25 protein-coding genes and 2 tRNA genes are annotated in these 23950 nt (G+C 67.9%); 14 read left to right on the top strand and 13 right to left on the bottom strand.

What is annotated here, in order from left to right; translation table 11 throughout:
- Positions 1-2: 2 nt before the first annotated feature.
- Complete coding sequence (locus AC1VNX_RS18995) at positions 3-1541, top strand: 2-isopropylmalate synthase (RefSeq protein WP_483158364.1); 1539 nt, start codon at positions 3-5, stop codon at positions 1539-1541.
- Here AC1VNX_RS18995 and AC1VNX_RS18990 read toward each other — a convergent pair.
- A complete protein-coding gene (locus tag AC1VNX_RS18990; protein WP_483158362.1) occupies positions 1538-1849 on the bottom strand; it encodes a hypothetical protein in 312 nt (103 codons plus the stop codon). The genes AC1VNX_RS18995 and AC1VNX_RS18990 overlap by 4 nt on opposite strands.
- Between AC1VNX_RS18990 and AC1VNX_RS18985 the strand changes: the two genes are divergently transcribed.
- Positions 1833-2873, top strand: a complete 1041-nt coding sequence (locus tag AC1VNX_RS18985; RefSeq protein WP_483158360.1) for a serine hydrolase — start codon at positions 1833-1835, stop codon at positions 2871-2873. The genes AC1VNX_RS18990 and AC1VNX_RS18985 overlap by 17 nt on opposite strands.
- An 84-nt stretch (positions 2874-2957) precedes the next feature.
- Here the strand turns inward: AC1VNX_RS18985 and AC1VNX_RS18980 are convergent, their stop codons facing one another.
- From AC1VNX_RS18980 to aat, 3 genes are read right to left on the bottom strand one after another with little or no spacing between them, the layout of a single operon-like run.
- The gene (locus AC1VNX_RS18980) at positions 2958-3788 is read right to left on the bottom strand and encodes an IclR family transcriptional regulator (RefSeq protein ID WP_483158358.1); all 831 of its coding nucleotides are present in this window, start codon (positions 3786-3788) and stop codon (positions 2958-2960) included.
- A gap of 30 nt (positions 3789-3818) precedes the next feature.
- Entirely contained in the window at positions 3819-4568 is a 750-nt protein-coding gene (locus AC1VNX_RS18975) for an arginyltransferase (protein ID WP_418131736.1), read from the bottom strand.
- The gene (gene aat / locus AC1VNX_RS18970; protein WP_483158356.1) at positions 4565-5320 is read right to left on the bottom strand and encodes a leucyl/phenylalanyl-tRNA--protein transferase; all 756 of its coding nucleotides are present in this window, start codon (positions 5318-5320) and stop codon (positions 4565-4567) included. Before aat ends, AC1VNX_RS18975 begins: the two co-directional genes overlap by 4 nt.
- A gap of 205 nt (positions 5321-5525) precedes the next feature.
- Between aat and AC1VNX_RS18965 the strand changes: the two genes are divergently transcribed.
- The 4 genes from AC1VNX_RS18965 to AC1VNX_RS18950 are packed head-to-tail and all read left to right on the top strand — an operon-like array spanning position 5526 to position 9585.
- Complete coding sequence (locus tag AC1VNX_RS18965) at positions 5526-7856, top strand: xanthine dehydrogenase family protein molybdopterin-binding subunit (protein ID WP_483158354.1); 2331 nt, start codon at positions 5526-5528, stop codon at positions 7854-7856.
- A 34-nt stretch (positions 7857-7890) separates the two neighbouring features.
- The gene (locus tag AC1VNX_RS18960; RefSeq protein WP_483158352.1) at positions 7891-8805 is read left to right on the top strand and encodes a helix-turn-helix domain-containing protein; all 915 of its coding nucleotides are present in this window, start codon (positions 7891-7893) and stop codon (positions 8803-8805) included.
- Positions 8784-9143, top strand: coding sequence for a VOC family protein (locus AC1VNX_RS18955; protein WP_483158350.1), 360 nt, complete (start codon positions 8784-8786; stop codon positions 9141-9143). Before AC1VNX_RS18960 ends, AC1VNX_RS18955 begins: the two co-directional genes overlap by 22 nt.
- Before the next feature lie 16 nt (positions 9144-9159).
- Positions 9160-9585, top strand: coding sequence for an SRPBCC family protein (locus tag AC1VNX_RS18950; RefSeq protein WP_483158348.1), 426 nt, complete (start codon positions 9160-9162; stop codon positions 9583-9585).
- On the opposite strand, the gene pobA is transcribed toward AC1VNX_RS18950, so the two are convergent.
- Positions 9582-10763, bottom strand: a complete 1182-nt coding sequence (pobA, locus tag AC1VNX_RS18945; RefSeq protein WP_483158345.1) for a 4-hydroxybenzoate 3-monooxygenase — start codon at positions 10761-10763, stop codon at positions 9582-9584. The genes AC1VNX_RS18950 and pobA overlap by 4 nt on opposite strands.
- 142 nt (positions 10764-10905) lie before the next feature.
- On the opposite strand from pobA, the gene AC1VNX_RS18940 reads away from it, so the two are divergent.
- The 5 genes from AC1VNX_RS18940 (at position 10906) to AC1VNX_RS18920 (ending at position 15738) form a co-directional block, all read left to right on the top strand.
- The gene (locus AC1VNX_RS18940) at positions 10906-11676 is read left to right on the top strand and encodes an IclR family transcriptional regulator domain-containing protein (protein WP_093195484.1); all 771 of its coding nucleotides are present in this window, start codon (positions 10906-10908) and stop codon (positions 11674-11676) included.
- A gap of 51 nt (positions 11677-11727) precedes the next feature.
- Positions 11728-12387, top strand: a complete 660-nt coding sequence (locus AC1VNX_RS18935) for a response regulator (RefSeq protein WP_056518096.1) — start codon at positions 11728-11730, stop codon at positions 12385-12387.
- Between the two features lie 109 nt (positions 12388-12496).
- The gene (locus AC1VNX_RS18930) at positions 12497-13837 is read left to right on the top strand and encodes an ATP-binding protein (RefSeq protein WP_483158342.1); all 1341 of its coding nucleotides are present in this window, start codon (positions 12497-12499) and stop codon (positions 13835-13837) included.
- Between the two features lie 98 nt (positions 13838-13935).
- Positions 13936-15420 (top strand): DegQ family serine endoprotease, encoded by a 1485-nt coding sequence (locus AC1VNX_RS18925; protein ID WP_483158340.1) that lies wholly within the window; start codon positions 13936-13938, stop codon positions 15418-15420.
- Positions 15421-15435: 15 nt separating this feature from the next.
- Positions 15436-15738, top strand: coding sequence for a hypothetical protein (locus AC1VNX_RS18920; RefSeq protein WP_483158338.1), 303 nt, complete (start codon positions 15436-15438; stop codon positions 15736-15738).
- Positions 15739-15750: 12 nt separating this feature from the next.
- On the opposite strand, the gene AC1VNX_RS18915 is transcribed toward AC1VNX_RS18920, so the two are convergent.
- The 3 genes from AC1VNX_RS18915 to AC1VNX_RS18905 all read right to left on the bottom strand — a co-directional run bounded on the left by AC1VNX_RS18915 (position 15751) and on the right by AC1VNX_RS18905 (position 19425).
- Positions 15751-17622, bottom strand: coding sequence for a sensor histidine kinase (locus tag AC1VNX_RS18915; protein WP_483158336.1), 1872 nt, complete (start codon positions 17620-17622; stop codon positions 15751-15753).
- A 1-nt stretch (position 17623) separates the two neighbouring features.
- Positions 17624-18310 carry a response regulator gene (locus tag AC1VNX_RS18910; RefSeq protein ID WP_483158334.1) on the bottom strand — a complete coding sequence of 229 codons (687 nt, stop codon included), beginning with the start codon at positions 18308-18310 and terminating at the stop codon, positions 17624-17626.
- Between the two features lie 125 nt (positions 18311-18435).
- Positions 18436-19425, bottom strand: a complete 990-nt coding sequence (locus AC1VNX_RS18905; protein ID WP_483158332.1) for a helix-turn-helix transcriptional regulator — start codon at positions 19423-19425, stop codon at positions 18436-18438.
- Positions 19426-19530: 105 nt separating this feature from the next.
- On the opposite strand from AC1VNX_RS18905, the gene AC1VNX_RS18900 reads away from it, so the two are divergent.
- The gene (locus AC1VNX_RS18900; RefSeq protein WP_184638346.1) at positions 19531-19935 is read left to right on the top strand and encodes a GFA family protein; all 405 of its coding nucleotides are present in this window, start codon (positions 19531-19533) and stop codon (positions 19933-19935) included.
- A 34-nt stretch (positions 19936-19969) separates the two neighbouring features.
- Here the strand turns inward: AC1VNX_RS18900 and AC1VNX_RS18895 are convergent, their stop codons facing one another.
- On the bottom strand, positions 19970-20863 hold the full coding sequence (locus AC1VNX_RS18895; RefSeq protein ID WP_483158330.1) for a CsgG/HfaB family protein: 894 nt from the start codon (positions 20861-20863) through the stop codon (positions 19970-19972).
- A gap of 472 nt (positions 20864-21335) precedes the next feature.
- Here AC1VNX_RS18895 and AC1VNX_RS18890 point away from each other — a divergent pair, with 472 nt between their 5' ends.
- Entirely contained in the window at positions 21336-21554 is a 219-nt protein-coding gene (locus AC1VNX_RS18890) for a hypothetical protein (protein WP_483158328.1), read from the top strand.
- 15 nt (positions 21555-21569) lie between these two features.
- Here AC1VNX_RS18890 and AC1VNX_RS18885 read toward each other — a convergent pair whose 3' ends face one another.
- Positions 21570-21971 carry a GreA/GreB family elongation factor gene (locus AC1VNX_RS18885; protein ID WP_483158326.1) on the bottom strand — a complete coding sequence of 134 codons (402 nt, stop codon included), beginning with the start codon at positions 21969-21971 and terminating at the stop codon, positions 21570-21572.
- A gap of 325 nt (positions 21972-22296) precedes the next feature.
- On the opposite strand from AC1VNX_RS18885, the gene AC1VNX_RS18880 reads away from it, so the two are divergent.
- Positions 22297-22614 (top strand): YnfA family protein, encoded by a 318-nt coding sequence (locus AC1VNX_RS18880; RefSeq protein WP_483158324.1) that lies wholly within the window; start codon positions 22297-22299, stop codon positions 22612-22614.
- A 6-nt stretch (positions 22615-22620) separates the two neighbouring features.
- Here AC1VNX_RS18880 and AC1VNX_RS18875 read toward each other — a convergent pair whose 3' ends face one another.
- The 3 genes from AC1VNX_RS18875 to AC1VNX_RS18865 all read right to left on the bottom strand — a co-directional run bounded on the left by AC1VNX_RS18875 (position 22621) and on the right by AC1VNX_RS18865 (position 23940).
- Entirely contained in the window at positions 22621-23481 is an 861-nt protein-coding gene (locus tag AC1VNX_RS18875) for an AraC family transcriptional regulator (RefSeq protein ID WP_483158322.1), read from the bottom strand.
- Positions 23482-23623: 142 nt separating this feature from the next.
- A tRNA-Asn gene (locus AC1VNX_RS18870) sits at positions 23624-23699 on the bottom strand.
- A gap of 165 nt (positions 23700-23864) precedes the next feature.
- A tRNA-Asn gene (locus tag AC1VNX_RS18865) sits at positions 23865-23940 on the bottom strand.
- Between the last annotated feature and the right edge of the window lie 10 nt (positions 23941-23950).

Here is a 23950-nt window from a genome sequence, read left to right as displayed (position 1 = left end):
CGATGACCGACCAGCTGATCATTTTCGATACCACCCTGCGCGACGGCGAGCAATCGCCGGGCGCCTCGATGACGCGCGACGAGAAGCTGCGCATCGCCAAGCTGCTGGAGCGGCTGAAGGTCGATGTCATCGAGGCCGGTTTTCCGGCCAGTTCGAACGGCGATTTCGAGGCGGTGAAGGCGATTGCCAACGCGATCAAGGATTCGACGGTGTGCGGCCTCTCGCGCGCCAACGACCGCGACATCGGGCGCGCGGCCGAGGCCCTGAAGGGCGCGGCCCGCGGGCGGATCCACACCTTCATCGCCACCTCGCCGCTTCACATGGAAAAGAAGCTGCGCATGTCGCCCGACGAGGTGCATGAGCAGGCCAAGCTGGCCGTGCGCTTCGCGCGCAACCAGATCGGCGACGTGGAGTTCAGCCCCGAAGACGGCTACCGCAGCGACCCCGACTTCCTGTGCCGCGTGCTCGAAACCGTGATCAACGAGGGCGCCACCACCATCAACGTGCCCGACACCGTCGGCTACGCCATTCCCGAGCTCTACGGCAACTTCATCAAGATGCTGCGCGAGCGCATCCCCAACAGCGACAAGGCGATCTGGTCGGTGCATTGCCACAACGACCTGGGCATGGCCGTGGCGAACTCGCTGGCCGGCGTGAAGATCGGCGGCGCGCGCCAGGTGGAGTGCACCATCAACGGCCTGGGCGAGCGCGCGGGCAATTGCTCGCTCGAGGAAGTCGTCATGGCGGTGAAGACCCGCAAGGACTACTTCGGGCTCGACCTGCGCATCGACACCCAGCACATCGTGGCCGCCAGCCGCATGGTCAGCCAGACCACGGGCTTCGTGGTGCAGCCCAACAAGGCGGTGGTGGGCGCCAATGCCTTCGCGCACGCCTCGGGCATCCACCAGGACGGCGTGCTCAAGGCGCGCGACACCTACGAGATCATGCGCGCGGAGGACGTGGGCTGGACCGCCAACAAGATCGTCCTGGGCAAGCTCAGCGGCCGCAACGCCTTCAAGCAGCGCCTGCAGGAGCTGGGCGTGGCCATGGACAGCGAGGGCGAGATCAACGCCGCCTTCCTGCGCTTCAAGGAGCTGGCCGACCGGAAGTCCGAGATTTTCGACGAGGACATCCTTGCGCTCGTCAGCGCCGAAGAGGTGTCGAACGTTGGTGAGCAGTTTGCTTTCGTCTCTCTCTCCCAGCACAGCGAAACCGGTGAACGCCCCCAGGCGAAAATCGTGTTCACCGTCCAGGGCAAGGAAGTCACCGGCGAATCCGATGGAAATGGCCCGGTTGATGCTTCCCTGAAGGCCATCGAGTCGCATGTCAAGAGCGGTGCCGAGATGGTTCTTTACTCTGTAAATGCCATCAGCGGCTCGACGGAAAGCCAGGGAGAAGTTACAGTCCGGTTACAAAACGCAGGGCGGGTGGTCAACGGTGTGGGTGCGGATCCGGACATCGTTGTCGCTTCGGCTAAGGCTTATTTGAGTGCGCTCAACAAGTTACAGAGCCAAGCTGAGAGAGTTGCGGCACAAGGTTAGGTTTTCGGGCGATCCTTGATATTCGAATGAAGAAGAGGATGCAAGTAACTGATATTGCGTGTCTTTTTTGATTTCGATACACTGCGGTCCTCGTTTGTCGCCGCTGGAGATTTTTTAATGCCTGAAGCCCGCCTAAGCCGAGTTTCCAGCCAGCGGTTCCTGCCCGCTTTCAAAGCCCTCGCCGTCGCGCTCTGCGCCACGGCGTTTTTGCTGCCTGGTGCCCAGGCCGCAAAGAAGGAAAAGCCCGCCGCCGCCAAGACCGCCGTCGCCTCCAAGAAGGCGAAGGGGCCAGTGCCGGTTGAAGTCAAGCGCAACGCCGCTTCCTCCAAGACCGCCACTGTCGCCAAGCGCGGCGGCCGTGCCGAAAAGGCCGAGCGCGCCGAGAAGGTGGTTCGCGGTGGCCGCAACGTCGTCGCCACCATCCACAAGAAGAACGGCAAGACCGTGGTGGCCGTGCAGCGCCGCTCGGTGGTTCGCGTCGTCGAGGCGCCCGCGCGCCAATCCTTCGGCCAGATGGCCGGCCTGCATGGAACCGAAGACGCTCTCGACCTGAAGTCGAGCGTCGCCCTGGTCATCGACCAGGACACCCACGAAGTGCTGTTCAGCAAGAACGACCACGCCGTGCTGCCGATCGCCTCGCTCACCAAGCTCATGACCGGCCTGCTCATCAGCGAGGCCCATCTGCCGAACGACGAGCTCATCACCATCACCCAGGACGACGTCGACACCGAAAAGCGCAGCAGTTCGCGCCTGACGGTCGGTACCACGCTCTCGCGCGGCGAACTGCTGCACCTGGCGCTGATGTCGAGCGAAAACCGCGCCGCGCACGCGTTGGGCCGCACCTACCCGGGTGGCCTGACGACCTTCGTGAGCATCATGAACGCCAAGGCCAAGATGCTCGGCATGAAGGACACGCGTTACGTGGAGCCCACCGGCCTGTCGAGCCGCAACCAGTCGAGCGCGCAAGACCTGGCGCTGCTGGTCAACGCCGCCTATGCCGATGCGACCGTGCGTTCGCTGTCCACCTCGCCTGAATACCAGGTCGAAGTCGGCAACCGCGTGCTGCAGTTCAACACCACCAACCGCCTCGTGAAGAGCCCCGATTGGGAAATCGGCGTGCAGAAGACCGGCTATATCTCCGAAGCCGGCCAGTGCCTCGTGATGCAGGCTCGGGTGGCCGGCCGCAAGCTGATCATGGTGTTCCTGGATTCGGCCGGCAAGTTCAGCCGTATCGCCGATGCGGAGCGCGTCCGCCGCTGGGTGGAAGCCACGCACTCGGTGGGCTCGCCAGCAGCTTCGTCGCGCAATGCGGCGTACCAGGTGGCGGGCTGATCGATCCGGTAAAGCAATCCAGTTCCCCAACGAAAAACAGGCCCTCGCGGGCCTGTTTTGTTTGGGAGACCGTTCTGGCGCCGGTCAGACGCCAGCCGAAGAAGAGGAACCACCCGAAGGCGACGGCGTGGCCGACATGCCTTCCTTGAACCCCAGCGCCCCCGAGATTTCATTGGCCGTGGCCTGCAGCTTGGGCAGCCAGCCCTCGTCCAGCCGGTCGGCCGGCGCAGAGATCGACAGACCCGCCACCAGCTTGCCTTGGTCGTCGTAGATGCCTGCGGCCATGCAGCGCACGCCCAGTTCCAGTTCTTCGTTGTCGCGGGCAATGCCGTACTGGCGCGCCTTCGACAGTTCGCGCTCCAGCGCCGGCAGCTGGGTGATGCTGTTGCGCGTGTGACCAGCCAGGCCGGTGCGGGTGGCGTAGCTGCGCACCCGTTGCGGATCGTCCGCCGCCAGGAACAGCTTGCCGGTCGAAGTCAGGTGCAGCGCAGCGCGGCCGCCGATGGCGCGCACCACCTGCATGCCAGAGCGCTCGCTGTAGGAGCGCTCGATGTACACGATCTCGTCGCCCTGGCGCATGCTGAGGTTGACGGGCTGCTGCGTCAGCTTGTGCAGCTCGCGCATCGGGCCGAGGGCGGCGTCGCGCACGTTGAGCCGGCCCTTGACCAGGTTGCCCAGCTCCAGCAGGCGCATGCCGAGCCGGTAGCTGCCGGCCTCGGGACGGTCGACGAAACGGCCGACTGCCAGGTCGTTGAGGATGCGGTGCGTCGTCGACGGGTGGAGCCCCGTCTTTTCGCTGATCTCCTTCAGCGAAATTGCGTCCTCGCGCGATGCCAGGACGTCGATCAGCGCAAACATGCGCTCGATCACCTGGATCACGGGAACGGCGGGAATGTCGGATTGGTTTTTTCTCATGGCGCTTTGCGGTGAAGACCGGGCGCCATTTTACCTTGTGAAATCGCCTGGTGCCTGCCAGCGGCCATCCAACAACACTTCATGCGGGGAAAAGCGCGCCTTGTAGTTCATCTTGGGGCTGTGCTCGATCCAGTAGCCGAGGTAGACATGTGGCAGCCCGAGTTTGCGGGCCTGCTCGATCTGCCAGAGCACGCTGTACGTGCCGTAGCCGGCGCTCGAATCGGGCTCATAGAAGGTGTAGACGGCCGAGATGCCATCGTTCAACACGTCGAGGATCGACACCATCCGCAGCGCACCCGCGCTGCCGTCGGGCAGGGTTTCGCGGAATTCCACCAGCCGCGAGTTGACCCGGCTCTGCAGCAGGAACTGGGTGTACTGGTCGATGCTGTCGTGGTCCATGCCGCCGCCCGCGTGGCGGCCGTTCTGGTAGCGCAGGTAGAGCTGGTAGTGCTCCGGCATGAAGCACAGCTTGAGCACGCGCGCCTGCAGGTCGGCGTGCTGCTTCAGGGCGCGGCGCTGGCTGCGGGTGGGGCGGAAGGAGTTGGCCAGCACGCGCAGCGGAATGCAGGCCCGGCAGCCGTCGCAGTACGGCCGGTAGGTGAACATGCCGCTGCGCCGGAAGCCGCTGAGCACCAGGTCGGAGTAGGCGTCGTTGTGGATCAGGTGGCTGGGCGTGGCCACTTGCGAGCGGGCCTGCCGGTCGGGCAGGTAGCTGCAGGGGTAGGGCGCAGTCGCGTAGAACTGCAGCGTGTGAAGCGGGAGGTCCTTGAGGTGCGTCACGTCAGGGAAGGAGGTCGCGCTGAAAGGAGTTCGGACCAGTATACGGGCTCGAATCGCCACCGTGGGCCCTCTTGCTGCCGTGCCCCCGCCACGTGCGCGACGAAGCGCTTGCGGGCCATTTCGCGGGCGCCCAGGCTCGCGAGGTGGGCGGTGTTCTGCTGGCAGTCGATCATCCGCACGCCAAAGTGGCGGCACAGCGACACCAGCGCGGCCAGCGCGATCTTCGATGCGTCCGGCCGGCGGGTGAACATCGACTCGCCGAACACCGCGCGGCCCAGAGAAACGCAGTACAGGCCGCCCGCCAGCTCGCCGTCGATCCAGGTTTCGACGCTGTGGGCGTGGCCCGCACGGTGCAAATCCGTATAGGCGGCCACCATGTCCGGAACGATCCAGGTGCCCGACTGACCCACCCGAGGCGAGCTCGAACAGGCCTTGATGACGGCCTTGAAATCATGGTCGATGCGCACCTCGCAGCCGGGCGTCTCCACGAAGCGCGACAAGGTCTTGCGCAGCGAGCGGTGCAGCTTGAATTCGGCCACCTGCAGCACCATGCGCGGGTCGGGGCTCCACCACAGGATCGGCTGGTCTTCGCTGAACCAGGGGAAGACGCAGTTGCCGTAAGCCTGCATCAGAGTATCGACGTCGAGCGCACCGCCGGCGGCCAGCAGACCGGGCACCGGGTCGGCCGTGCCCCAGGCCGAGGCGGGGTCGGGCAGGGCATCTCCGGGTTCTAGCCAAGGCAGTTGTCGCATGGGCGTAGGTATACACGGCTTCGCAAACACCAATCCAGTGGGCGAAAATCGCGAGTCGCCGACATCGCCACCAGCGTTCGGCCCACACGCCACGGCACCACAAGACCCGCTGGAAACCCTATAGTGCACAGCTTGCATCCGCAGCACCCACGAATAGATCAGGCAGGCCCGAGCACGCGCCGGGGATAAGTACAAGAGGACAACGTTGACCACCGAACCCAACCCCACACGCTTCGGCAGCGGCCAGGCAGTGCGTCGCCTGGAAGATGAAAGCCTGCTATCGGGCGCCGGCCGTTACACCGACGACGTCACGCTCCCCGAGCAGGCGCACCTCGTCTTCCTCCGGTCTTCCTACCCGCACGCGCGCATCGTCTCCATTGACACCAGCGCCGCCGCTGCCATGCCCGGCGTGCTGCGCGTGATCACCGGTGCCGAGATGGTCGAGGCCGGCGTCAAGCCCCTGCCGGGCGCCGCGGGCTTCAAGCGCGCCGATGGCAGTGACAGCGCCAGCCCGCCGCGCCGTGCCATCGCCCACGAGCGCACCCGCTTCGTCGGCGAAGTGGTGGCCGCCGTGGTGGCCGACACCGTGCAACAGGCGCGCGACGCGGCCGAAGCCATCATGGTCGAGTACGAAGACCTGCCCATGGTGGTCGACCTCGCCAGCGCCACTGCCGACGGCGCGCCGCTGCTGTGCGAGGAAGCCACCGGCAACATCTCCGCCGAAATGCGCCACGGCAGCAGCGAGGCCGCCACGGCAGCCTTCGCCAGGGCCAGCCACGTGGTCGCGCTCGACGTGAACAACCAGCGCGTGGTCGCCCTGACGATCGAGCCGCGTTCGGTGCTTGCGGCGCGCGACGCCGAAACCGGCCGCCTCACGATCCGCATGAGCACCCAGATGCCCTCCGGCGTGCGCGATTCCATCTGCGCCGCCATCGGCCTGCCGAAGGAAAAGGTGCGCGTGGTGGTGGGTGACGTCGGCGGCGGCTTCGGCATGAAGACCGGCGCCTACCCCGAGGACATCGCCGTCGCCTTCGCGGCGCTGCAGGTGAACCGGCCGGTGAAATGGGTTGCCGACCGCAGCGAAGAATTCCTCTCGAGCGCGCACGGGCGCGACATCGAGGCGCGCGCCGAGATGGCGCTCGACGCCGACGGCAAGATCCTCGCGCTGCGCATCAAGACGCTGGCCAACGTCGGCGCCTACGCCACCGGCACCGGCGTCGCGATCCAGCTGCTCATCGGCCCCTGGGTGCAGACCAGCGTCTACGACATCCAGACCATCGACTTTCATTTCAAGGCGGTGCTCACCAACACCGCTCCCACCGGCGCCTATCGTGGCGCGGGGCGCCCCGAGGCCATCTTCACCATCGAGCGGCTCATGGACGAGGCCGCGCGCCAGACCGGCATCGACCGCGTCGTGCTGCGCCGCCGCAACTTCATCCGCCCCGAGCAGATGCCATACAAGAACCCGATGGCGCAGACCTACGACACCGGCAATTTCGAGTCCGTGATGGACCAGGCGCTCACGCTCGCCGACTGGCAGGGCTTCGAGGGCCGCGCCGCCGAGTCGGCCGGCCGGGGCAAGCACCGCGGCCTGGGCATCGCCACCTTCCTCGAATGGACCGGCGGCAACGTGTTCGAGGAGCGCGTCACTGTCTCGGTGCAGGCCGACGGCGTGATCGAGGTTTTCTCGGCCGTCAACGCCATGGGGCAGGGCATCGCCACCTCGCTCGCCCAACTGGCCGTGGATGCCTTCGGCGTGCCCATCGAGAAGGTGCGCGTGGTGCTCGGCGACACCGACCGCGGCGACGGCTTCGGCAGCGCCGGCTCGCGTTCGCTCTTCACGGGCGGCTCGGCCGTTCGCATCGGCGCCGAGCGCACCATCGACAAGGCGCGCGAGCTGGCCGCGCAGGAATTCGAAGCCTCCATCGACGACATCGTCTACAGCCGCGGCGTCTTCAACGTGGCCGGCACCGACCTCGAACTCGACCTCTTCACGCTCGCGGCGAAGCAGCCGGGGCGCGAGATCTTCGTCGACTCCACCAGCACCGTGGCGGGCCCCACCTGGCCCAACGGCTGCCACATCTGCGAGATCGAGATCGATCCGCCCACCGGCGAGATCAGCGTGGTGGCCTACAGCTCGGTCAACGACGTGGGCCGCGTCATCAATCCGATGATCGTGCGCGGCCAGCTCGAAGGCGGCGCGGTGCAGGGCATCGGGCAGGCGCTTTACGAGCAGGTGGTGTACGACCACGAGACCGGCCAGCCCGTCACCGGCAGCCTGATGGACTACGCCGCCCCGCGCGCCGACATCGTCGACACCATGTTCAACATGGAAATGGACGAGTCGACGCCCTGCAAGAACAACCCGCTGGGCGTGAAGGGCGTGGGCGAGCTCGGCACCATCGGCGCCACGCCGGCCATCGTGAACGCGGTGGCCGACGCCTTCGCGCGCAACGGTTTCGCCACGTGCGCACCGCGGCTTCACATGCCGCTGAGCCCTGCGCGTGTCTGGCAGGCGATGCAAACCGTCGATTGAGCAATCGTTTCCGTGGGGCAGAAGGGCACCGGCCATGCTTGTCACCACCGAGGTCCAGACCGATGCGATCCGCATCGCCAGCTACCGCTGCGACGCGGGCCCCGACGCGCAGCCCTTCACCGAGCTGCACGAAGGCTATTCGGTCTCGTACGTGCGCAAGGGCAGTTTCGGCTACCGCACGCGCGGCAATGCCTATGAACTGGTCGCTGGCTCCGTGCTGGTCGGCTGCCCCGGCGACGAGTACGTCTGCACGCACGACCACCATGTCTGCGGCGACGAGTGCCTGGCCTTCCACCTCTCGCCGGGCTTCGTCGATCTGATCGGCGGTGACCGCAAGACCTGGCGCACCGGCGGCGTGCCGCCACTGGCCGAGCTGGTGGTCATCGGCGAGCTGGCCCAGGCCGCTGCCGACGGGCGGAGCGACATGGGGCTGGACGAACTGGGCATGTGGTTCGCGAGCCGCTTCGTGGACGTCGTCTCCGGCCGGTCGATGCCCACTGCACCTTCGTTGGCGATCTCACGCGACCGCCGCCGCGCGGTCGATGCGGCGATGTGGATCGACGCCAATTCGCGGCACGACATCGGCCTGGACGGCGCCGCGGCCGAAGCCGGCCTGAGCTCCTTCCATTTCCTGCGGCTGTTCTCGCAGGTGCTGGGCGTCACGCCGCACCAGTACCTCGTGCGCTCGCGCCTGCGGCATGCCGCGCGCCTGCTGGCCGACGACGACACCCGGCCTGTAACCGAGGTGGCGCTGGACGTGGGCTTTGCCGATCTCAGCAACTTCGTGCGCACCTTCCATCGGGCAGCGGGCGTGTCGCCGGGCGGCTTCCGCAAGGCGGCGAAAGGCGACCGCAAGATTCTCCAAGATCGCATCGCGGCGCTCTTCGATGATGGACTCCTGATCAACCCATCGAGCAGGAAGCCATCATGTACGACCACATCGGACTGAAAGTCAAAGACCTCGCCGCGAGCCGCCGCTTCTACGAAGCCGCACTCGCACCGCTCGGGCATGTGCCAGGCCCGAGCGACGACAGCTACGCCGGCATCGGGCCTGCCGACGAGCCCGCGCTATGGCTCTACGCCGCCAAGGGCGCGAAGGGCCTGGGCACGCACATCGCCTTTCGCGCGCCGAACCACGAGGCCGTGGCCGCGTTCCACAAGGCCGGCCTGAAAGCCGGCGGCACCGACAACGGCGGCGCGGGCCCGAGGCCGGACTACAGCCCGACCTACTACGCAGCCTTCCTGATCGATCCCGACGGCAACAACGTCGAGGCGGTCTGCCCCTGAAGCGAGGTTCATCGCCATGGCCACGGTCTACAAGGAATTCATCGTCGAGGCCGATGCGGCGCAGGTCTGGGACGCGCTGCGCGACTTCAAAGCAGTGCACACGCGACTGGCGCCCGGCTTTCTCACGGCCTGCACGATCGACGCGGAAGGCGCGCGCATCCTGACCTTCGCCAACGGCCTTGTCGCGCGCGAGGTGCTGGTGGGCATCGACGAAGCCCATCGCCGGCTGGCCTACACCGTCACCGGCGGGCAGGCCTGGCATCACCACGCGACGGCGCAGGTGTTCGCCGAGGGCGAAGGCCGCTCGCGCTTCGTCTGGATCACCGACGTGCTGCCCGATGCCATGGCGGCCTACATCGCGCCGATGATGGAGCAGGGCGGAGCGGCCATGAAGGCCGCGCTGGAAGGCCGGCCGGCTCCCGCGCCGGTTGGTGCCGCCTAGAAGTCTTCGAGCGGCAGCCCGACGTAGTTTTCCGCCAGCGCGGTGGAGGCGGCGGTCGAGTGCACCAGGTAGTCGAGCTCGGCTTCCTGGATCTTCTGACCGAAGGCACCCGTCTCCGGAAAGCGGTGCATCAGCGAGGTGAACCACCACGAGAAGCGCTCGGCCTTCCAGACGCGGCGCAGGCACAGGTCGGAGTAGCGGTCGAGTGCCGAGGCCGACTTCTCGCCGTAGTAGATCTCGAAAGCGCGCGAGAGATACCCCACGTCGGCCGTGGCGAGGTTCAGCCCCTTGGCGCCTGTCGGCGGCACGATGTGCGCCGCGTCGCCCGCCAGGAACAGGGAGCCGAAGCGCATCGGCTCGGCGACGAAGCTGCGCAGCGGCGCGATGCTCTTTTCCAGCGAAGGGCCGGTCACCAGCCGCTCGCGCGCCTCGGGGTCGAGGCGCTCGCGAAGCTCGTTCCAGAAGGCCTCGTCGCTCCAGTTTTCCACGCGCTCCTCGGTGGGCACCTGCACGTAGTAGCGGCTGCGCGTGGCGCTGCGCATGCTGCACAGCGCGAAGCCGCGCCCGGTGTTGGCATAGATGAGTTCGTGCGAGACCGGCGGCACGTCGGCCAGCACGCCGAGCCAGCCGAAGGGGTAGATCTTCTCGTAGGTCTGGATCGCGTCGGCCGGCACGCTGGCGCGGCTCACGCCGTGGTAGCCGTCGCAGCCGGCGATGAAGTCGCATTCGATCTCGTGCGTCTGGCCGTCCTTCTCGTAGCGCACGCGCGGCTTGCCCGACTGGAAGTCGTGCAGGCTCACGTTCGCCGCGCTGTAGATGGTGGCGAGCCCTTCGGCCGCGCGCGCTTCCATCAGGTCGCGCGTCACTTCGGTCTGGCCGTACACCGTCACCTGCTTGCCGCCCGTGAGGCCGTGCATGTCGATGCGGTGGCGCGCGCCCTTGAAGAGCAGTTCGATGCCTTCGTGCGGCAGCCCCTCGGCCTTGGCGCGGGTCTCGACGCCGGCACGCGCCAGCAGGTCCATCGTGACCTGTTCCAGCACGCCGGCGCGGATGCGGCCGAGCACGTAGTCGCCGCTCTGGCGTTCGACGATGACGTTGTCGATGCCGGCCTTGTACAGAAGCTGTCCGAGCAGCAGGCCGGCGGGGCCGGCTCCGATGATGGCGACCTGGGTGCGCATGTTCGTGTCTCCGAGAGGGTTTCACGGAGCGTAGGGCGCACGGGGCTTTCCGTGGAAGCCGCCCGTGCGGCTGTGTGCGATCATGCGAATGCGTGCGCGATCATCGCGCAACACTTCCACAGACGACGAACCGCACCGAAGAATGAGCATCGCCAAGGCCGACTTCATCGAGGGCATCGCCAAGGGCATGGCCGTGCTCGAAAGCTTCGACACCGAGCGCCAGCGCCTGAACGCCACGCTGGCCGCCGAGCGCGCCGGCCTCACGCGCGCGGCCGCCCGCCGCCACCTGCTGACGCTGGCCCATCTGGGCTACCTGGAAACCGACGGCAGCTATTTCTGGATGGCTCCGAAGGTGCTGCGCTTCTCGGGCAGCTATCTCGCGTCTTCCCGCCTGCCGCGCGCGCTGCAGCCCACGCTGAACCGGCTCGCGGCGCAGACCGGCGAGTCGTTCTCGGCCGTGGTGCTCGATGGGGAAGAGGTGGTCATCGTCGCGCGCAGCGGCAGCTATGGCACGCCGACGCGCGTGCTGGCCTACGGCCTGCACCTGGGCGCGCGGCTGCCCGCGCATGCCACCTCCACCGGCCGCGTTCTGCTCGCGGCGATGGCGCCGACGCAGTTCACGCAATGGCTCAAGGGCCGGCACCTCGCACGGCTCACGCCCCGCACGGTGACGCAGGCGCGCGGCCTGCGTCAGCTGATCGCCCGCGCGCGCAAGGACGACTACTGCTTTGCCAGCGAGGAGCACGAGCTTGGCGTGCAAGCACTGGCGGTGCCGCTGCGCGACATGCAGGGCCATACGGTGGCTGCGCTCAACGTGGTGCTCTCGGGCACGCGCTACCAGGAAGAGACGCTGCAGCGCGAGATGCTGCCGCTACTCTTCGAGGCCGCACGAGAAGTCCGTTCGCTTCTCTGATCTGAACTTTGGCAGCGGCCCGCGCCTCGAATCCCCGAAACGGACACGACCATGCGACTCCTACTCCTCGAAGACGACGTGATGATCGGCGAAGCGGTGCTCGACCTGCTGCGCGCCGAGCAATACGCAGTGGACTGGGTGAAAGACGGCGAGGCCGCCGAATCGGCCCTGCGCACCCAGCAATACGACCTCGTGATGCTCGACCTCGGCGTGCCCAGGCGCGACGGCCTCGAGGTGCTGCGCAACCTGCGTGCGCGCAAGCAGCGCATGCCGGTGCTGATCGCCACGGCGCGCGACTCGGTGCAGCAGCGCATCGAAGGCCTGGACGCCGGTGCCGACGACTACGTGCTCAAGCCCTACGACCTCGACGAGCTGCTGGCGCGCATCCGGGCCCTGCTGCGCCGCGCGGCGGGGCGTGCGGAACCGGTGTACGAGCACATGGGCGTGAGCATCAACCCGGCCACGCGCGAGGTCACGGTGGCCGGCCAGCCCGTGGTGCTGTCGGCCCGTGAATGGGCCGTGCTGGAGCCCCTGCTGGCCCGGCCCGGCATGGTGCTGTCGCGTGCCCAGCTCGAGGAGAAGCTCTACAGCTGGAAGGACGAGATCAGCAGCAACGCCGTCGAGGTCTACGTGCACGGCCTGCGCAAGAAGCTGGGCGCCGAACTCATCCGCAACGTGCGAGGCGTCGGCTACATGGTGCCGAAACTATGACTCGCCCCCAGGCTTCGCGCACTTCGTGTCGCTTCGCCAACCCCCTTCCGGGGGCGACGCCTACGGCCCGGCAAAGCCGGTTCCGTGTCGTCCCGCGAAGGGGGCGTGCATGAGCAGAGTCATTGGTTCGCTCACAGGCTCCCTGCGCGCCCGGCTGCTGTGGTTCCTGCTCGCAGCCATCGTGCTGGCCGCAGGGGCGCAGGCGCTGGTGGCCTACCGCACGGTGCTTGCGGAGGCCGATGACATCTTCGACTACCACATGCAGCAGATGGCGCTGTCGCTGCGCGCCGGCCTGCCGCCCAGCGCGGCGGTGGGCGGGCTCGGGCCCACCGAGCAGAACTTCGATTTCGTCGTGCAGGTGTGGACGGCCGACGGCGTGCGCATCTTCGAATCCGCCGAGCAGGCCGCGCTGCCGCAGCTCGCGGTGCTGGGCTTCGCCGACGTGAACGCGCGCGGCACCACCTACCGCGTGTTCTCGATGCAGACGCGCGGGCTGGTCATCCAGGTGGCGCAGGACATGGCGGCGCGGCGCCACATGGCCGGCACGCTGGCGCTGCGCACCATCGCGCCGGTGGCGCTGATGGCGCCGCTCCTGATGCTAGTCGTTTGGTGGGTTGTGAGCCAGTCGCTCGCGCCGGTGGCACGGGTGCGAAAGCAGGTGGCCTCGCGCCAGGCCGACGATCTCTCTCCGGTGAGCGAGGAGAACCTGCCCGAGGAGGTTCGCCCGCTGGTGCAGGAGCTGAACCTGCTCTTCGACCGCGTGCGCCATGCCTTCGATGCGCAGAAGCACTTCGTCGCCGATGCCGCGCACGAGCTGCGCTCGCCGCTGGCTGCGCTCAAGCTGCAGGTGCAGGGCCTGCAGCGCGCGCCCGACGATGCCTCGCGCGAGCTGGCGGTGAGCCGGCTGGTGGCGGGCATCGACCGGGCGACGCGGCTGGTCGAGCAGATGCTCGCGCTGGCCCGTCATGAAGCCAGCATGGCGGCAGGCGCGAAGCCTGAGCCGGTGGACCTGTCCGAGGTCGCGCGGCTCGCGGTGTCCGACGCGGTGGCGGCCGCGCAGGCGCGCGGCATCGACATCGGCATCGCACATGCCGACGAAGCGGCGGTGGTCCATGGCCAGTCCGAGGCCCTGCGCATGCTGTTGCGCAACCTGCTGGAGAACGCGATCAAGTACACGCCGGTCGAGGGCCGAGTCGACATCGGCATCGCACGCAAAGGCGACACGGCCGAACTCACCGTGGACGACAGCGGGCCGGGCCTGCCGCCCGAGGAGCGGGAGCGGGTGCTCGACAGGTTCTACCGCTCGGGCGAATCCCAGGCGCCCGGCAGCGGCCTGGGGCTGGCCATCGTCAAGTCGATCGCCGACCTGCACGGGGCCACGGTGGCGCTGGAACAGTCGCCCAGCCTCGGCGGGCTGCGCGTGATGGTGCGCTTTCCGGCGCGCGCCTGAGCCTGGGCCGGGGCCGCGCCGTTTAAGCGGCGCTTAAGTCAGACCCGCGACATTCCTTTCATCGTTTTGCGTCCATACGCCTAGAAAGGAACCGACAAATGAACTCCCGTCTGACTTCGCCCCGCGCCCTGGTGATTGCCCTGGCGAGCGCGGGCGTGATCGGTGCCGTCGGTGCCGGCGCCTACACCAGCGCCCGCGCCGTGGGCGCTCCGACCACGAACGCCGTCGCCACCGCGCCCGCGGCCATGGTCACGCTGCCTGATTTCTCGACCATCACCTCGCGCGACGGCCCGGCCGTGGTCAACATCAGCGTGACCGGCACCATGAAGGCCTCCGACGACGAGGCCGCAGCAGAGATCCAGGGCATCGACCCCGACGATCCGATGTTCCAGTTCTTCCGCCGCTTCCAGGGCCAGATGAATCCGCGGGGCCAGCAACAGCAGCGCGAGGTGCCGGTGCGCGCGCAGGGCTCGGGCTTCATCGTCGACCCCAGCGGCATCATCATCACCAACGCCCACGTGGTGAAGGACGCGAAGGAAGTCACTGTCAAGCTCACCGACCGCCGCGAATACCGCGCGAAGGTGCTGGGCGCCGACGCCAAGACCGACATCGCGGTGCTGAAGATCGACGCGAAGAACCTGCCGGTGCTCGCGCTGGGCAACACCAAGGACCTGAAGGTCGGCGAATGGGTGCTGGCCATCGGCTCGCCCTTCGGCTTCGAGAACACCGTCACGGCCGGCGTGGTGAGCGCCAAGGGCCGCTCGCTGCCCGACGACAGCTACGTGCCCTTCATCCAGACCGACGTGGCGGTGAACCCCGGCAACTCCGGCGGCCCGCTGCTGAACACGCGCGGCGAGGTGGTCGGCATCAACTCGCAGATCTACAGCCGCAGCGGCGGCTACCAGGGGGTGTCGTTCGCGATCCCGATCGACGTTGCGATCCAGGTGAAGGACCAGATCGTCGCCACCGGCAAGGCGCAGCACGCGCGCCTGGGCATCGCGGTGCAGGAAGTGAACCAGGCTTTTGCCGATTCGTTCAAGCTCGACAGGCCCGAAGGCGCGCTGGTCTCGAACATCGAGAAGGGCGGCCCCGGCGACAAGGCCGGCCTGAAGGCGGGCGACGTGATCCGCAAGGTCGACGGCCAGCCCATCGTGTCTTCGGGCGACCTGCCCGCGGTCATCGGCCAGCAGATGCCGGGCAAGAAGGTCACGCTCGAAGTGTGGCGCCAGGGCGAACGTCAGGAGCTGCAGGCCAAGCTCGGCGATGCGAGCGACAAGCCCGCCAAGGTCGCGAAGGCCGACGCCGACGTGGGGCAGGGCAAGCTGGGCCTGGCGCTGCGTCCGCTGCAGCCGCAGGAAAAGCGCGAAGCCTCCGTCGACAACGGCTTGCTGATCGAGGATGCGGCCGGTCCCTCGGCCCAGGCCGGGGTGCAGGCGGGCGACGTACTCCTGGCCATCAACGGTACGCCGGCGCAGAGCGTGGAGCAGGTGCGCGAGGTGGTGGCGAAGGCCAGCAACAAGTCGGTGGCGCTCTTGATCCAGCGCGGTGAAGACAAGATCTTCGTCCCTGTCCGCATCGGCTGAGTTCGCGCTGCAGGCATGACGTCGCCCGCCCAGAGCCTCTCGGCGCACATCCTGCCCACGTCGGCCACCATGATCGGCGTGTGCATGACGGTGATGTCCATCGGGCACCTGGGGCCGCGCGACGACATGCGCTTGCTGATCGACCGCCTGCTCGCCGTCGACGCGCTGGTCTTCCTGGCCAGCGCGTTGCTGTCTTTCATCTCGATGCGCTCGCGCAGCTCGGGTGCGCGGCTGGAGTCCTGGGGCGAAATGGTCTTCATCGCCGGGCTCGCGCTGCTGGCGCTGGGCGCCGTGACGCTGGCCTTTGCCTTGCGCTGACGGATCAGGGGCTCAGGCAGGCGCGCAGGGCCAGTCGAGCTGCATGCGCGTGCCGCCCGCTGCCGGGTCTACCGTTTCGATCTGCAGCCGCGCGCCGATGGACTGGGCGCGTGCCCGCATGTTGGCGATGCCGTGGCCCGTTCGCCCGCCGTTGACCGGCGCCGAAGGCAGGCCGCGCCCGTTGTCCGTGAGCATGATGCGCACCAGCGAAGGCGTCTCTTCTCCATGCCAGCTCGCATGCATCACGATGCGCGTGGCGCCCGCGTGCTTGAGCACGTTGGTGAAGGCCTCCAGCAGGATGCGCTGCAGCTGCAGGGCCGCCTGCGCGGCGAAGGGCTCCAGCTGCGGAATCACTTCCACGTCCCACACCAGTTCGATGCCGGCCGCGTCGAGCCTCGGCTGCAGTCGATAGCGCAGCGTGGCCAGCACGGTCGCCAGGTCGTCGTGCGTGGGCTGCAGCGAATCGACGGCCATGCGCATTTCGTCGAGCGCGAGCTTCACATGCTCCTCGATCACCGCGCGGTCGGGTCGGGCCTGCGTCACCACGTTGAGCAGGCCCACCAGCTGCGAGCCCACGCCGTCGTGGATCTCCCGCATGATGCGCTGGCGCTCCAGCAGCACGGCCTGTTCCTGCTGCTGCTGGCGCACGGTCTCGAAGGCGCCGCGCAGCTGGTCCTCGCGCTCGGCCACGCGGGCCGCGAGGTTGGCGTTGAGCGCGCGGTAGTCGGCCACGGTGCGGCTGTAGCGCTCCACCACCAGGCCCGCCAGGATCATCACGAAGAAGAACATCGCGTGCGCCGTCAGCGTGTAGTAGGCGCCGCCGAAGAGGCCCATGCGCACCAGCAGCAGATCGTGCGCGCCGGCCAGGATGGCCAGCGTGCCCGCCGCCATCAGCACGCCCGCGATGCGCCGCCGGTCCACCAGCGCCCCGTACACCACGTAGGGCAGGCAGATGATGCTGATGAACTGCAGGATGACGAGGCCGCCGGTCCACAGCAGCGGCTGCGCGAAGGCGAAGGAGGCGCAGGCCAGCGTGACCGACAGCGCGAGCGCGGCGTAGATGGAGCGCACCAGCCACGGCGGATTGCGCTCCAGCACCAGCAGCACGAAGCGCGCGATCAGCCCGATGTGGCAGGCATAGCAGACCGCCACGATGGCGCCCCACAGCGGCCAGGGAATGGCCACGTCGGGCCACACGCGGTCGAGGTTGCGCGCCACGCCCGAGAGCGCGGCCAGCGCGAAGCAGCCGTAGAGCGCGTCGCGCTGGCGCAGCCACAGCCCGCCGGCGATGCCGCCCATCAGCAGCAGGCTGACCGCGTAGACGATGGCCGAGGTGTTGCGCCAGTTCTGCCGTGCACGGTAGACCGCCGCCAGCGACGCCTCGGGGCCGTAGTCGATGCTGGCCAGCCCCGCGCCGCGCTGGCGCTGGATGGTGGTGCGCACCATCAGCGACTGCGGCTGGCCTGCCTGATGCAGCACGGCCGGCACCGGCACCAGCAGGTTGCTCTTGGACGCGTCGTAGTTCGGCACGCCCAGCGTGCCGTAGCTGGCCACCAGTGCGTCGTTGAACGAGATTGCGACCTGGTTGCCCGCGCCCGAGAGCAGCAGGGCCGCAGGTTTGCCGGCCGCCACCGCAGAAGCGGGCAGTTCGATGCGGTAGGTGGCCTTGCCGCCGCGGCCGGGGAACTCGTGGTCCCAGCGGAAGGGCAGTTCCACGCGGCGCTGCTGCGCCGGCAGGCCGTCGGGTTCGAGCACCGCCTCGGCCGTGGCCACATCGAAGGCGTCGGACGCTTCCGCCGCGTCGGCGCGGGGGGCCGCCGACGCCAGGGCGAGCCACAGGCACAGGGCGGCGAGCAGCAGGCGGCGCAGGCCGCCGGCGGTCACGCTAGGGAAGCCAGCCGAGGTTGCGGGCCTCGAACACAGCTTCCGATTTGTTGTGCACATCCAGCTTGCCGTAGATATTGCGGATATGGGTTTGGACAGTCGAGGCCGAGACTCCCATTTGCACCCCGACTTCGACATAGGTGAAACCACGAGAGACCAGGTCGAGCACTTCGAACTCGCGCGGCGACAGGCGCTCGGGCGCGACCGTCGGAGTGCCGGCAGCCTTGGCCGCGGCCTGTTCCCTGGGCGCGCCGCCCGAGTGCGCCTGCCAGCGGCGCAGCAGCTTGCGCGCGATGACCGGCGACATCGGCGAGCCGCCGGCGCGCAGGTGGCGGATGTGGGTGGCGAGGTCGGCCTCGGTGCCGTCCTTCAGCAGGTAGCCGCTGGCGCCGGCCTCGAAGGCCTGGACCATGTTGGCCTCGTCGCCGAAGATCGACAGGACCATCACCGCGCAGGCCGGCTGCATGTTGCGGCACTGGCTGATCACCTGCAGCCCGGGGCGGTCGGGCAGGCCGAGGTCCACCAGCAGCACGTCGACCGGGTTGTCGACCAGCCAATGCAGGATGTCGCTGGCGTTGGAAGCGCTGTAGGCCAGGCTCAGGGAGGGGTCGGCATCGACCACGCGCGAGATGCGCTCGCGCATGCCGGTGTCGTCTTCGACGAGGGCGACCTGTGTTTCAGCGGTCATGCGTGAACCGGGCCCGTAGGGAAGCTGCATGCGCTCATGCATGACGTTGTGATGAGGCGCATGGGGAGAAAGGCCTGGGTTTCTGATGCCGCAAAGGGTAGGGGGCTGCCCGCTCGCTGCCCATCCTATATACGGGGGAGGCGGCCCACCGCTTTCGGTGGCCTATGGGATGCGGCCTTGCCGAGCCGCCCGGCCACGAGCGCGATGTGCTCGACCAGTTCCTGCGGCGACTCGACCTCGAAATCGTGCGGCAGGCAGCCCAGCCAGACGGCCAGCGCGTCGAGCGAATTGGCGGCGGTGGCGATGCGCGTGGACCTGTCTCCGATGGCCTGCGGCGTGCCGCCGACCCAGCCGAGGTAGGGCTCCAGCGCCTTGACGGGCGCGTGCACCACGATCTGCGCATGGTGCAGGTAGGGTGACACCTTCAGCGCATGCTCCATGTAGGCCGCCACATCGCCGTGGGGCAGCCGGCGCGGCGTGAAGCGCTCGCCGGTGGGCGAGGGCTCGACGATGCGGTCGAGGCGGAAGGTGCGCCAGTCCTCGCGCGCCACGTCCCAGGCCAGCAGGTACCAGCGCCGTCCTGTCTGCACCACGCGATGCGGCTGCGCGGTGCGCTCGGTAAGTGCATCGTGGTGGTCGCGGTAGCCGAAGCGCAGTTCGAGCCGGTCGGTGCAGGCTTCGGCAAGGAAGGTCACGGCCTTCAGGCGCACCGGCGACTTGTCGTGCATCACCGGCACCACCGACGAACGGACGCTGTCGAGCCGGCGGCGCAGGCGCGGCGGCATCAGTTGCTCGAGCTTGGCCAGCGCGCGCATCGAGGCGTTCTCGATGTCGCCCGAGGCGCCTACGGGGTTGCCCAGGCCGAGCGCGACGGCGATGGCCTCCTCGTCCTCCAGCAGCAGCGGCGGCATCGCGGTGCCTGCGCCCAGCCGGTAGCCGCCGGCCACGCCGGAGGTGGAGTCGACCGTGTAGCCAAGGCTGCGCAGGCGGTCGACGTCGCGGCGCAATGTGCGCTCGGTGATCTCGAGCCGGGCGGCGAGGTCGGCGCCCGTCCAGGAGCGTTGCGCCTGGAACAGCGAAAGAAGCCGGATCAGGCGTGCGGAGGCTGACAGCATGTGTGCATCATGCCTGCAATCGAGGACAGGATCTGTCCGCAATGGATCGTAGCCTCGGGTCTTCTCTCAACCACCTCCGCACAGCGGAACACAGGACGAAGATCCATGAAGAAGACGTACAACGGCAGCTGCCATTGCGGCAAGGTCCGCTTCCAGGCCCTGATCGACCTTGCCGAGGGCACGGGCAAGTGCAACTGCTCGATCTGCACCAAGACCCGCGCATGGGGTGCGATCGTGAAGCCGGATGCCTTCACGCTGCTGTCGGGGGAGGAAGAGCTGTCGCTGTACCAGTTCAACTCCCACAGCACCGAGTGGCTGTTCTGCAGAAGCTGCGGTGTGCGTTCGTTCGGGCGCGGCAACGTGCCCGAGATCGGTGGCGCCTACGTGAGCGTCGCGGTGAACTGCCTGGACGACGTGACGCTGGAGGAACTGTCGACGGCACCCGTCCGGTACATGGACGGGCGCAACAACAACTGGTTCGAAGCGCCGGCCGAGACGCGCTACCTCTGAGCGAGGACGGTCGGCCGGCAGGCGGGTTGCTGCCTTACTTGCGGCGGCGGGTTGCCGGAGCAGCGCCCGGTGCCGAGGTCTGCGAAGGAGCGGCGCCGCCGTCCACGCCCAGGCGGCCGCCGCCGCCGAGGCCCTGGCCGCGCACCGTCTGCGCCTTGTAGTTGCGCAGCGAACGGACCATCTGGTTGAAGGCGTCCATGAAGGCTGCCGCGATCACCTTGCCCTGCGGCGTGCGGGTGTAGCCGCCAATGCCACCGGCGGCGGAGAGGCCGCCCAGGCCGGCGAAGCCCGCGAAGTCGGTCTTGGAGGCGCTGCCTTCGGCCGCCGCGACCTGCACGCCCGAGCGGTTGTCGATCAGTGTCAGGAGCGCGCTGGCTTCCTTGGTCTGCAGGCTCGCGCCCAGGTTGGCGATGGCACGGCCACGGCCGCCGCCCACCAGGCCGCCGAGCGCGCCGCCCAGGCCGCCGGCATCGCTGTTGCTGAACACGATCTCGGGCGACAGGCCGTAGTCGGAGGCCACCATCTGGCCGCGGCCGAAGTTGCTGCCGCCGCGCATTTCGCCCGACTGCATCAGCGCACGTTCGCGCGTCATCGCGTTCATGCCGGCCGCGCCGCGCTCGACCACCACGAAGCAGTTCGACTGCTGCACCAGCAGGCGCAGCAGGTTGGCGGTGGGAGGCAGCTTGTATTCGCCGGTGAGGATGGTGTACCAGCCCGCGTTCACGTTCTCGATCAGCGAGACCGTGCCCAGAGGCGAATCGCAGCGTTCGAGCTGGCTGCTTTCGCCGGCGGTGGCACTGCCGGCTGCGCTGCCGGTGGCCACGGTCTTGGCCGACTGGCTGCCCATTTGCATGTCCATGGTCTGGCAGCCCGAAAGGGCCAGCAGGCCGGCGAGTGCGCTTGCGAGAGAGAGTTTGGAAAAAGCCATGTCCGGATCAGTCAAGTGAAAAAGAATGCGGCGCCCGTTGCGGACGTCACTTGTCAAGATCGAAGATGGATTTGCCCCGGCCTGTACGACCTCCCGATTCGACGCGCCGCCGGCGACCGCGCGACGATACGACCCGAGATTCAGGCACACCAGTGCCGAAAGTCATGTGCACCGCTCGCGCGACCCGGCCGTTCGCTTTCCACCGCGCGGGTGGTGCATCGGCCGGAGTCCGAAGTGGGGGAGGTGGGGGCTGCGGCAGCCCGTGTCCTCGATTGCCCTGGCCGCGACGTCGGGCAGGCGCACTGCGCTTGGGGGACGGGGCGGGTGGAGCGCGGCGATTCTATTACTCTGGAAACTTTTCGGAACACCGTGAAACAACGGGCGCTTTCGCACCAGTGGGCTCACGAGGGAAACGGCCGCGGATGCGCTGTCCCGAAAGTTACAGTCGTGCCTTCACTTCCAGGAGTTTCAGATGGCAACCAAGAAGAACGTCGTTGGAGAAGCAGCCGCGGAACTGACCCGCCAGCAGGTGCAGCAGGCCCTGGCCATTGCGGGTGCTTCGAACTTCAACAGCCCCGCTGACCCGGCTTTCGTGGGCTCCATCCTGGTGGCCCTGGCGATCAACACGAGCTCCGTGAGCGCGACCATCGACAGCGCCAAGGACCGTACCAACGCGGTGATCAAGCACTGAGCGAAACGACCCGCCTCAGCGCGTGTAGTCGCCGCTGGCTTCCGGCTGGAAGAGCACCGCCACCACACGCGCGGAACGCTCGACGCCGTTGGGCATCCGCCAGCAGGCGAGCGCGCCGGTCTTCATGCCCAGCAGTCCGATGCCGACGGGCGACAGCACCGAGACGAAACCCGCGCCCGGCTGCGAGTCGCCGGGGTAGCAGAGGGTGATCTGCTGGCGCTGGCCCGTGGCCGGGTCTTCGATCTCGACCTGGGAATTCATCGTCACGAGGTCCGGCGGGACTTCGCGCGAGGGCAGCACGTCCGCCGCGTCGAGCAGTTCGGCGAGCGCGGGAGGAAGCTGGTGGTCCGCCAGCTTGCCGAGGCGGACGAAGTCGAGTTCGGTGAGCGTGCGCTCCCCGTGAATGGTTGCAAGCATGAGGCACTCCAATTGAGTGCGGCGCCGTCAGGAACGAAGGAAATGAACGGCGACGCGGCCGCGCGGCGGGTGCCCGGCGGTCAATGGTTCGCGCATCAGTAGGAAGGGTAGCGGACCGCCGGGCTCATGAAAGTGCGCAGGTGCGTCGGTAGGCGGCCATGGTCGCCACGACACCGGCACGCGCTGCTTCGAGCGCAGCGTGTTTGCGGGAGTGGAACGAACGGGCCATGCGTGCGAGTGTAGGGATGCACCACGGGCCCATCAAGCAATGGCCCCGCGTGTCCTGCCGGTAAGCGCGGCGCGGACTGCGCCGCACAATCGACGGATGCGGACCTTTCTTCTCTATGTCGCGACGGCGCTCGCGGAAATCGTCGGGTGCTATCTGCCGTACCTCTGGCTCAAGCAGGACCGCTCCGCATGGCTGCTGGTGCCCGCGGCGATCAGCCTGGCCCTGTTCGCTTGGCTGCTCACGCTGCACGGGACGGCGGCGGGGCGCGTCTATGCAGCGTATGGCGGCGTGTACATCGGCGTGGCGATTGCCTGGCTCTGGGCTGTTGACGGCATCAGGCCGACGGGGTGGGATGTGGCGGGCGTGGCGGTTTGCCTGGCGGGCATGGGGCTCATCGCGTTCCAGCCGCAGTAGCCGTTCTCACCGCGTGCCCGTACGGCGGATGGGGATCAGCAGGTCGGTGCGCAGCTCTGCCTGAGAGACCTGCCGCGGCGAGTTCAAGTAGTGCTCCAGCGTGGGCCGGTCATCGGGTTCGTACCCGCTGGCAGGCAGCCACCGGATATAGAGGGCGCGTACGGCGGCGTTGATCTGCGAGTACGGGCCCGCGAGGCGATGCGCCGCGTAGCAGCCGCCGGGAATGTCGAGCATCTCGACTTCGGGCGCGTCCGGCCAGGGATCGGGGGAGTCGACGGCGGCGTAGTACCTGAAGCCGATGCTGCCTTCCGGCTCGTCGAAAGACGCTCCCCAGCGATCCGTGATCCGGGCCATGCCTGCGTGCTGGCGCAATCGCCGGTGGGTGTGGGGGATGGTCGAGAACGGCCCCTGGTGCCGCAGCGCATGCAGCCGCCGCGTCGGGCATTCGACGATACGCACGGCCGGCGCGGCGATGCTGTCGTCGGGTTGCGGCAATGCATCGACGTCTAGGATCGCCCGCACCATCTTTTGCTGGAATGCACGCGGCGACTGTCCGGTGAACTGGCCGAAGGCGCGCGTGAAGGCCTGCGGGCTTTCGTAGCCCACGGCCAGCGCGACCTGGGTGATGCTCTGGTCGCCGGCTTCCAGCAGCCGGGTGGCGAGCGCCAGCCGCACGCGGCGGACCGTGGCCGCCACCGTTTCCCCGGCCACGCTCGCGTAGACGCGGTGGAAGTGGAAGGGCGAGAAGTGCGCGAGCCGCGCGAGGTCTTCGAGCCGGTGCTCGGCCATCGGATCGGCAACGATGGCCGCGACGGCGCGCGCCACGCGGGCGCGGTAGTCCTGCTCGATGCAGCGGCTGCTTTCCATGCGCGCGAGTGTGCGCCTTTCGTGCGAGTGCCAGTGCCACTTAGCCGACTTTGCGCAGATCGCGGCGCAGCAGACCGGCCAAAAGAAAAAGCCCGCTGTCCGGAAAGACAGCGGGCTCTTCAGAGGCCTTGCGGCTTGATGGTGGCTCCTCGACCTGGGCTCGAACCAGGGACCTACGGATTAACAGTCCGGCGCTCTACCGACTGAGCTATCGAGGAACAAGCCTTAAATTATATGCAATGGATTTGCCGATCTCGGCCGCCCGACTGCATTTTTTGCATCGATGCGACGATTGCCTGCAACTAACACCGTGCAACACCACAAATGAAATGCCCCGCTACCTTGTGAGTAGCGGGGCATCCAGAGGCCTTGCGGCTTTGTAGTGGCTCCTCGACCTGGGCTCGAACCAGGGACCTACGGATTAACAGTCCGGCGCTCTACCGACTGAGCTATCGAGGAACAAGCCTTA

This window comes from Variovorax sp. TLI9-5A (genome assembly GCF_056867935.1).
Note: the sequence above shows the minus strand (reverse complement) of the source record. Positions and strands in the feature narration are given on the sequence as shown.

Bases quoted from the DNA above. Each gene is read 5' to 3' on its own strand.
- AC1VNX_RS18995 (WP_483158364.1), top strand. From the start codon at position 3: ATGACCGACCAGCTGATCATTTTCGATACCACCCTGCGCGACGGCGAG.
- AC1VNX_RS18925 (WP_483158340.1), top strand. From the start codon at position 13,936: ATGAACTCCCGTCTGACTTCGCCCCGCGCCCTGGTGATTGCCCTGGCG.
- AC1VNX_RS18910 (WP_483158334.1), bottom strand. From the start codon at position 18,310: ATGACCGCTGAAACACAGGTCGCCCTCGTCGAAGACGACACCGGCATG.
- pobA (WP_483158345.1), bottom strand. From the start codon at position 10,763: ATGCGCACCCAGGTCGCCATCATCGGAGCCGGCCCCGCCGGCCTGCTG.
- AC1VNX_RS18950 (WP_483158348.1), top strand. From the start codon at position 9,160: ATGGCCACGGTCTACAAGGAATTCATCGTCGAGGCCGATGCGGCGCAG.
- AC1VNX_RS18920 (WP_483158338.1), top strand. From the start codon at position 15,436: ATGACGTCGCCCGCCCAGAGCCTCTCGGCGCACATCCTGCCCACGTCG.
- AC1VNX_RS18895 (WP_483158330.1), bottom strand. From the start codon at position 20,863: ATGGCTTTTTCCAAACTCTCTCTCGCAAGCGCACTCGCCGGCCTGCTG.
- AC1VNX_RS18960 (WP_483158352.1), top strand. From the start codon at position 7,891: ATGCTTGTCACCACCGAGGTCCAGACCGATGCGATCCGCATCGCCAGC.
- AC1VNX_RS18940 (WP_093195484.1), top strand. From the start codon at position 10,906: ATGAGCATCGCCAAGGCCGACTTCATCGAGGGCATCGCCAAGGGCATG.
- AC1VNX_RS18980 (WP_483158358.1), bottom strand. From the start codon at position 3,788: ATGAGAAAAAACCAATCCGACATTCCCGCCGTTCCCGTGATCCAGGTG.
- AC1VNX_RS18880 (WP_483158324.1), top strand. From the start codon at position 22,297: ATGCGGACCTTTCTTCTCTATGTCGCGACGGCGCTCGCGGAAATCGTC.
- AC1VNX_RS18955 (WP_483158350.1), top strand. From the start codon at position 8,784: ATGTACGACCACATCGGACTGAAAGTCAAAGACCTCGCCGCGAGCCGC.
- aat (WP_483158356.1), bottom strand. From the start codon at position 5,320: ATGCGACAACTGCCTTGGCTAGAACCCGGAGATGCCCTGCCCGACCCC.
- AC1VNX_RS18885 (WP_483158326.1), bottom strand. From the start codon at position 21,971: ATGCTTGCAACCATTCACGGGGAGCGCACGCTCACCGAACTCGACTTC.
- AC1VNX_RS18935 (WP_056518096.1), top strand. From the start codon at position 11,728: ATGCGACTCCTACTCCTCGAAGACGACGTGATGATCGGCGAAGCGGTG.
- AC1VNX_RS18905 (WP_483158332.1), bottom strand. From the start codon at position 19,425: ATGCTGTCAGCCTCCGCACGCCTGATCCGGCTTCTTTCGCTGTTCCAG.
- AC1VNX_RS18890 (WP_483158328.1), top strand. From the start codon at position 21,336: ATGGCAACCAAGAAGAACGTCGTTGGAGAAGCAGCCGCGGAACTGACC.
- AC1VNX_RS18930 (WP_483158342.1), top strand. From the start codon at position 12,497: ATGAGCAGAGTCATTGGTTCGCTCACAGGCTCCCTGCGCGCCCGGCTG.
- AC1VNX_RS18900 (WP_184638346.1), top strand. From the start codon at position 19,531: ATGAAGAAGACGTACAACGGCAGCTGCCATTGCGGCAAGGTCCGCTTC.
- AC1VNX_RS18875 (WP_483158322.1), bottom strand. From the start codon at position 23,481: ATGGAAAGCAGCCGCTGCATCGAGCAGGACTACCGCGCCCGCGTGGCG.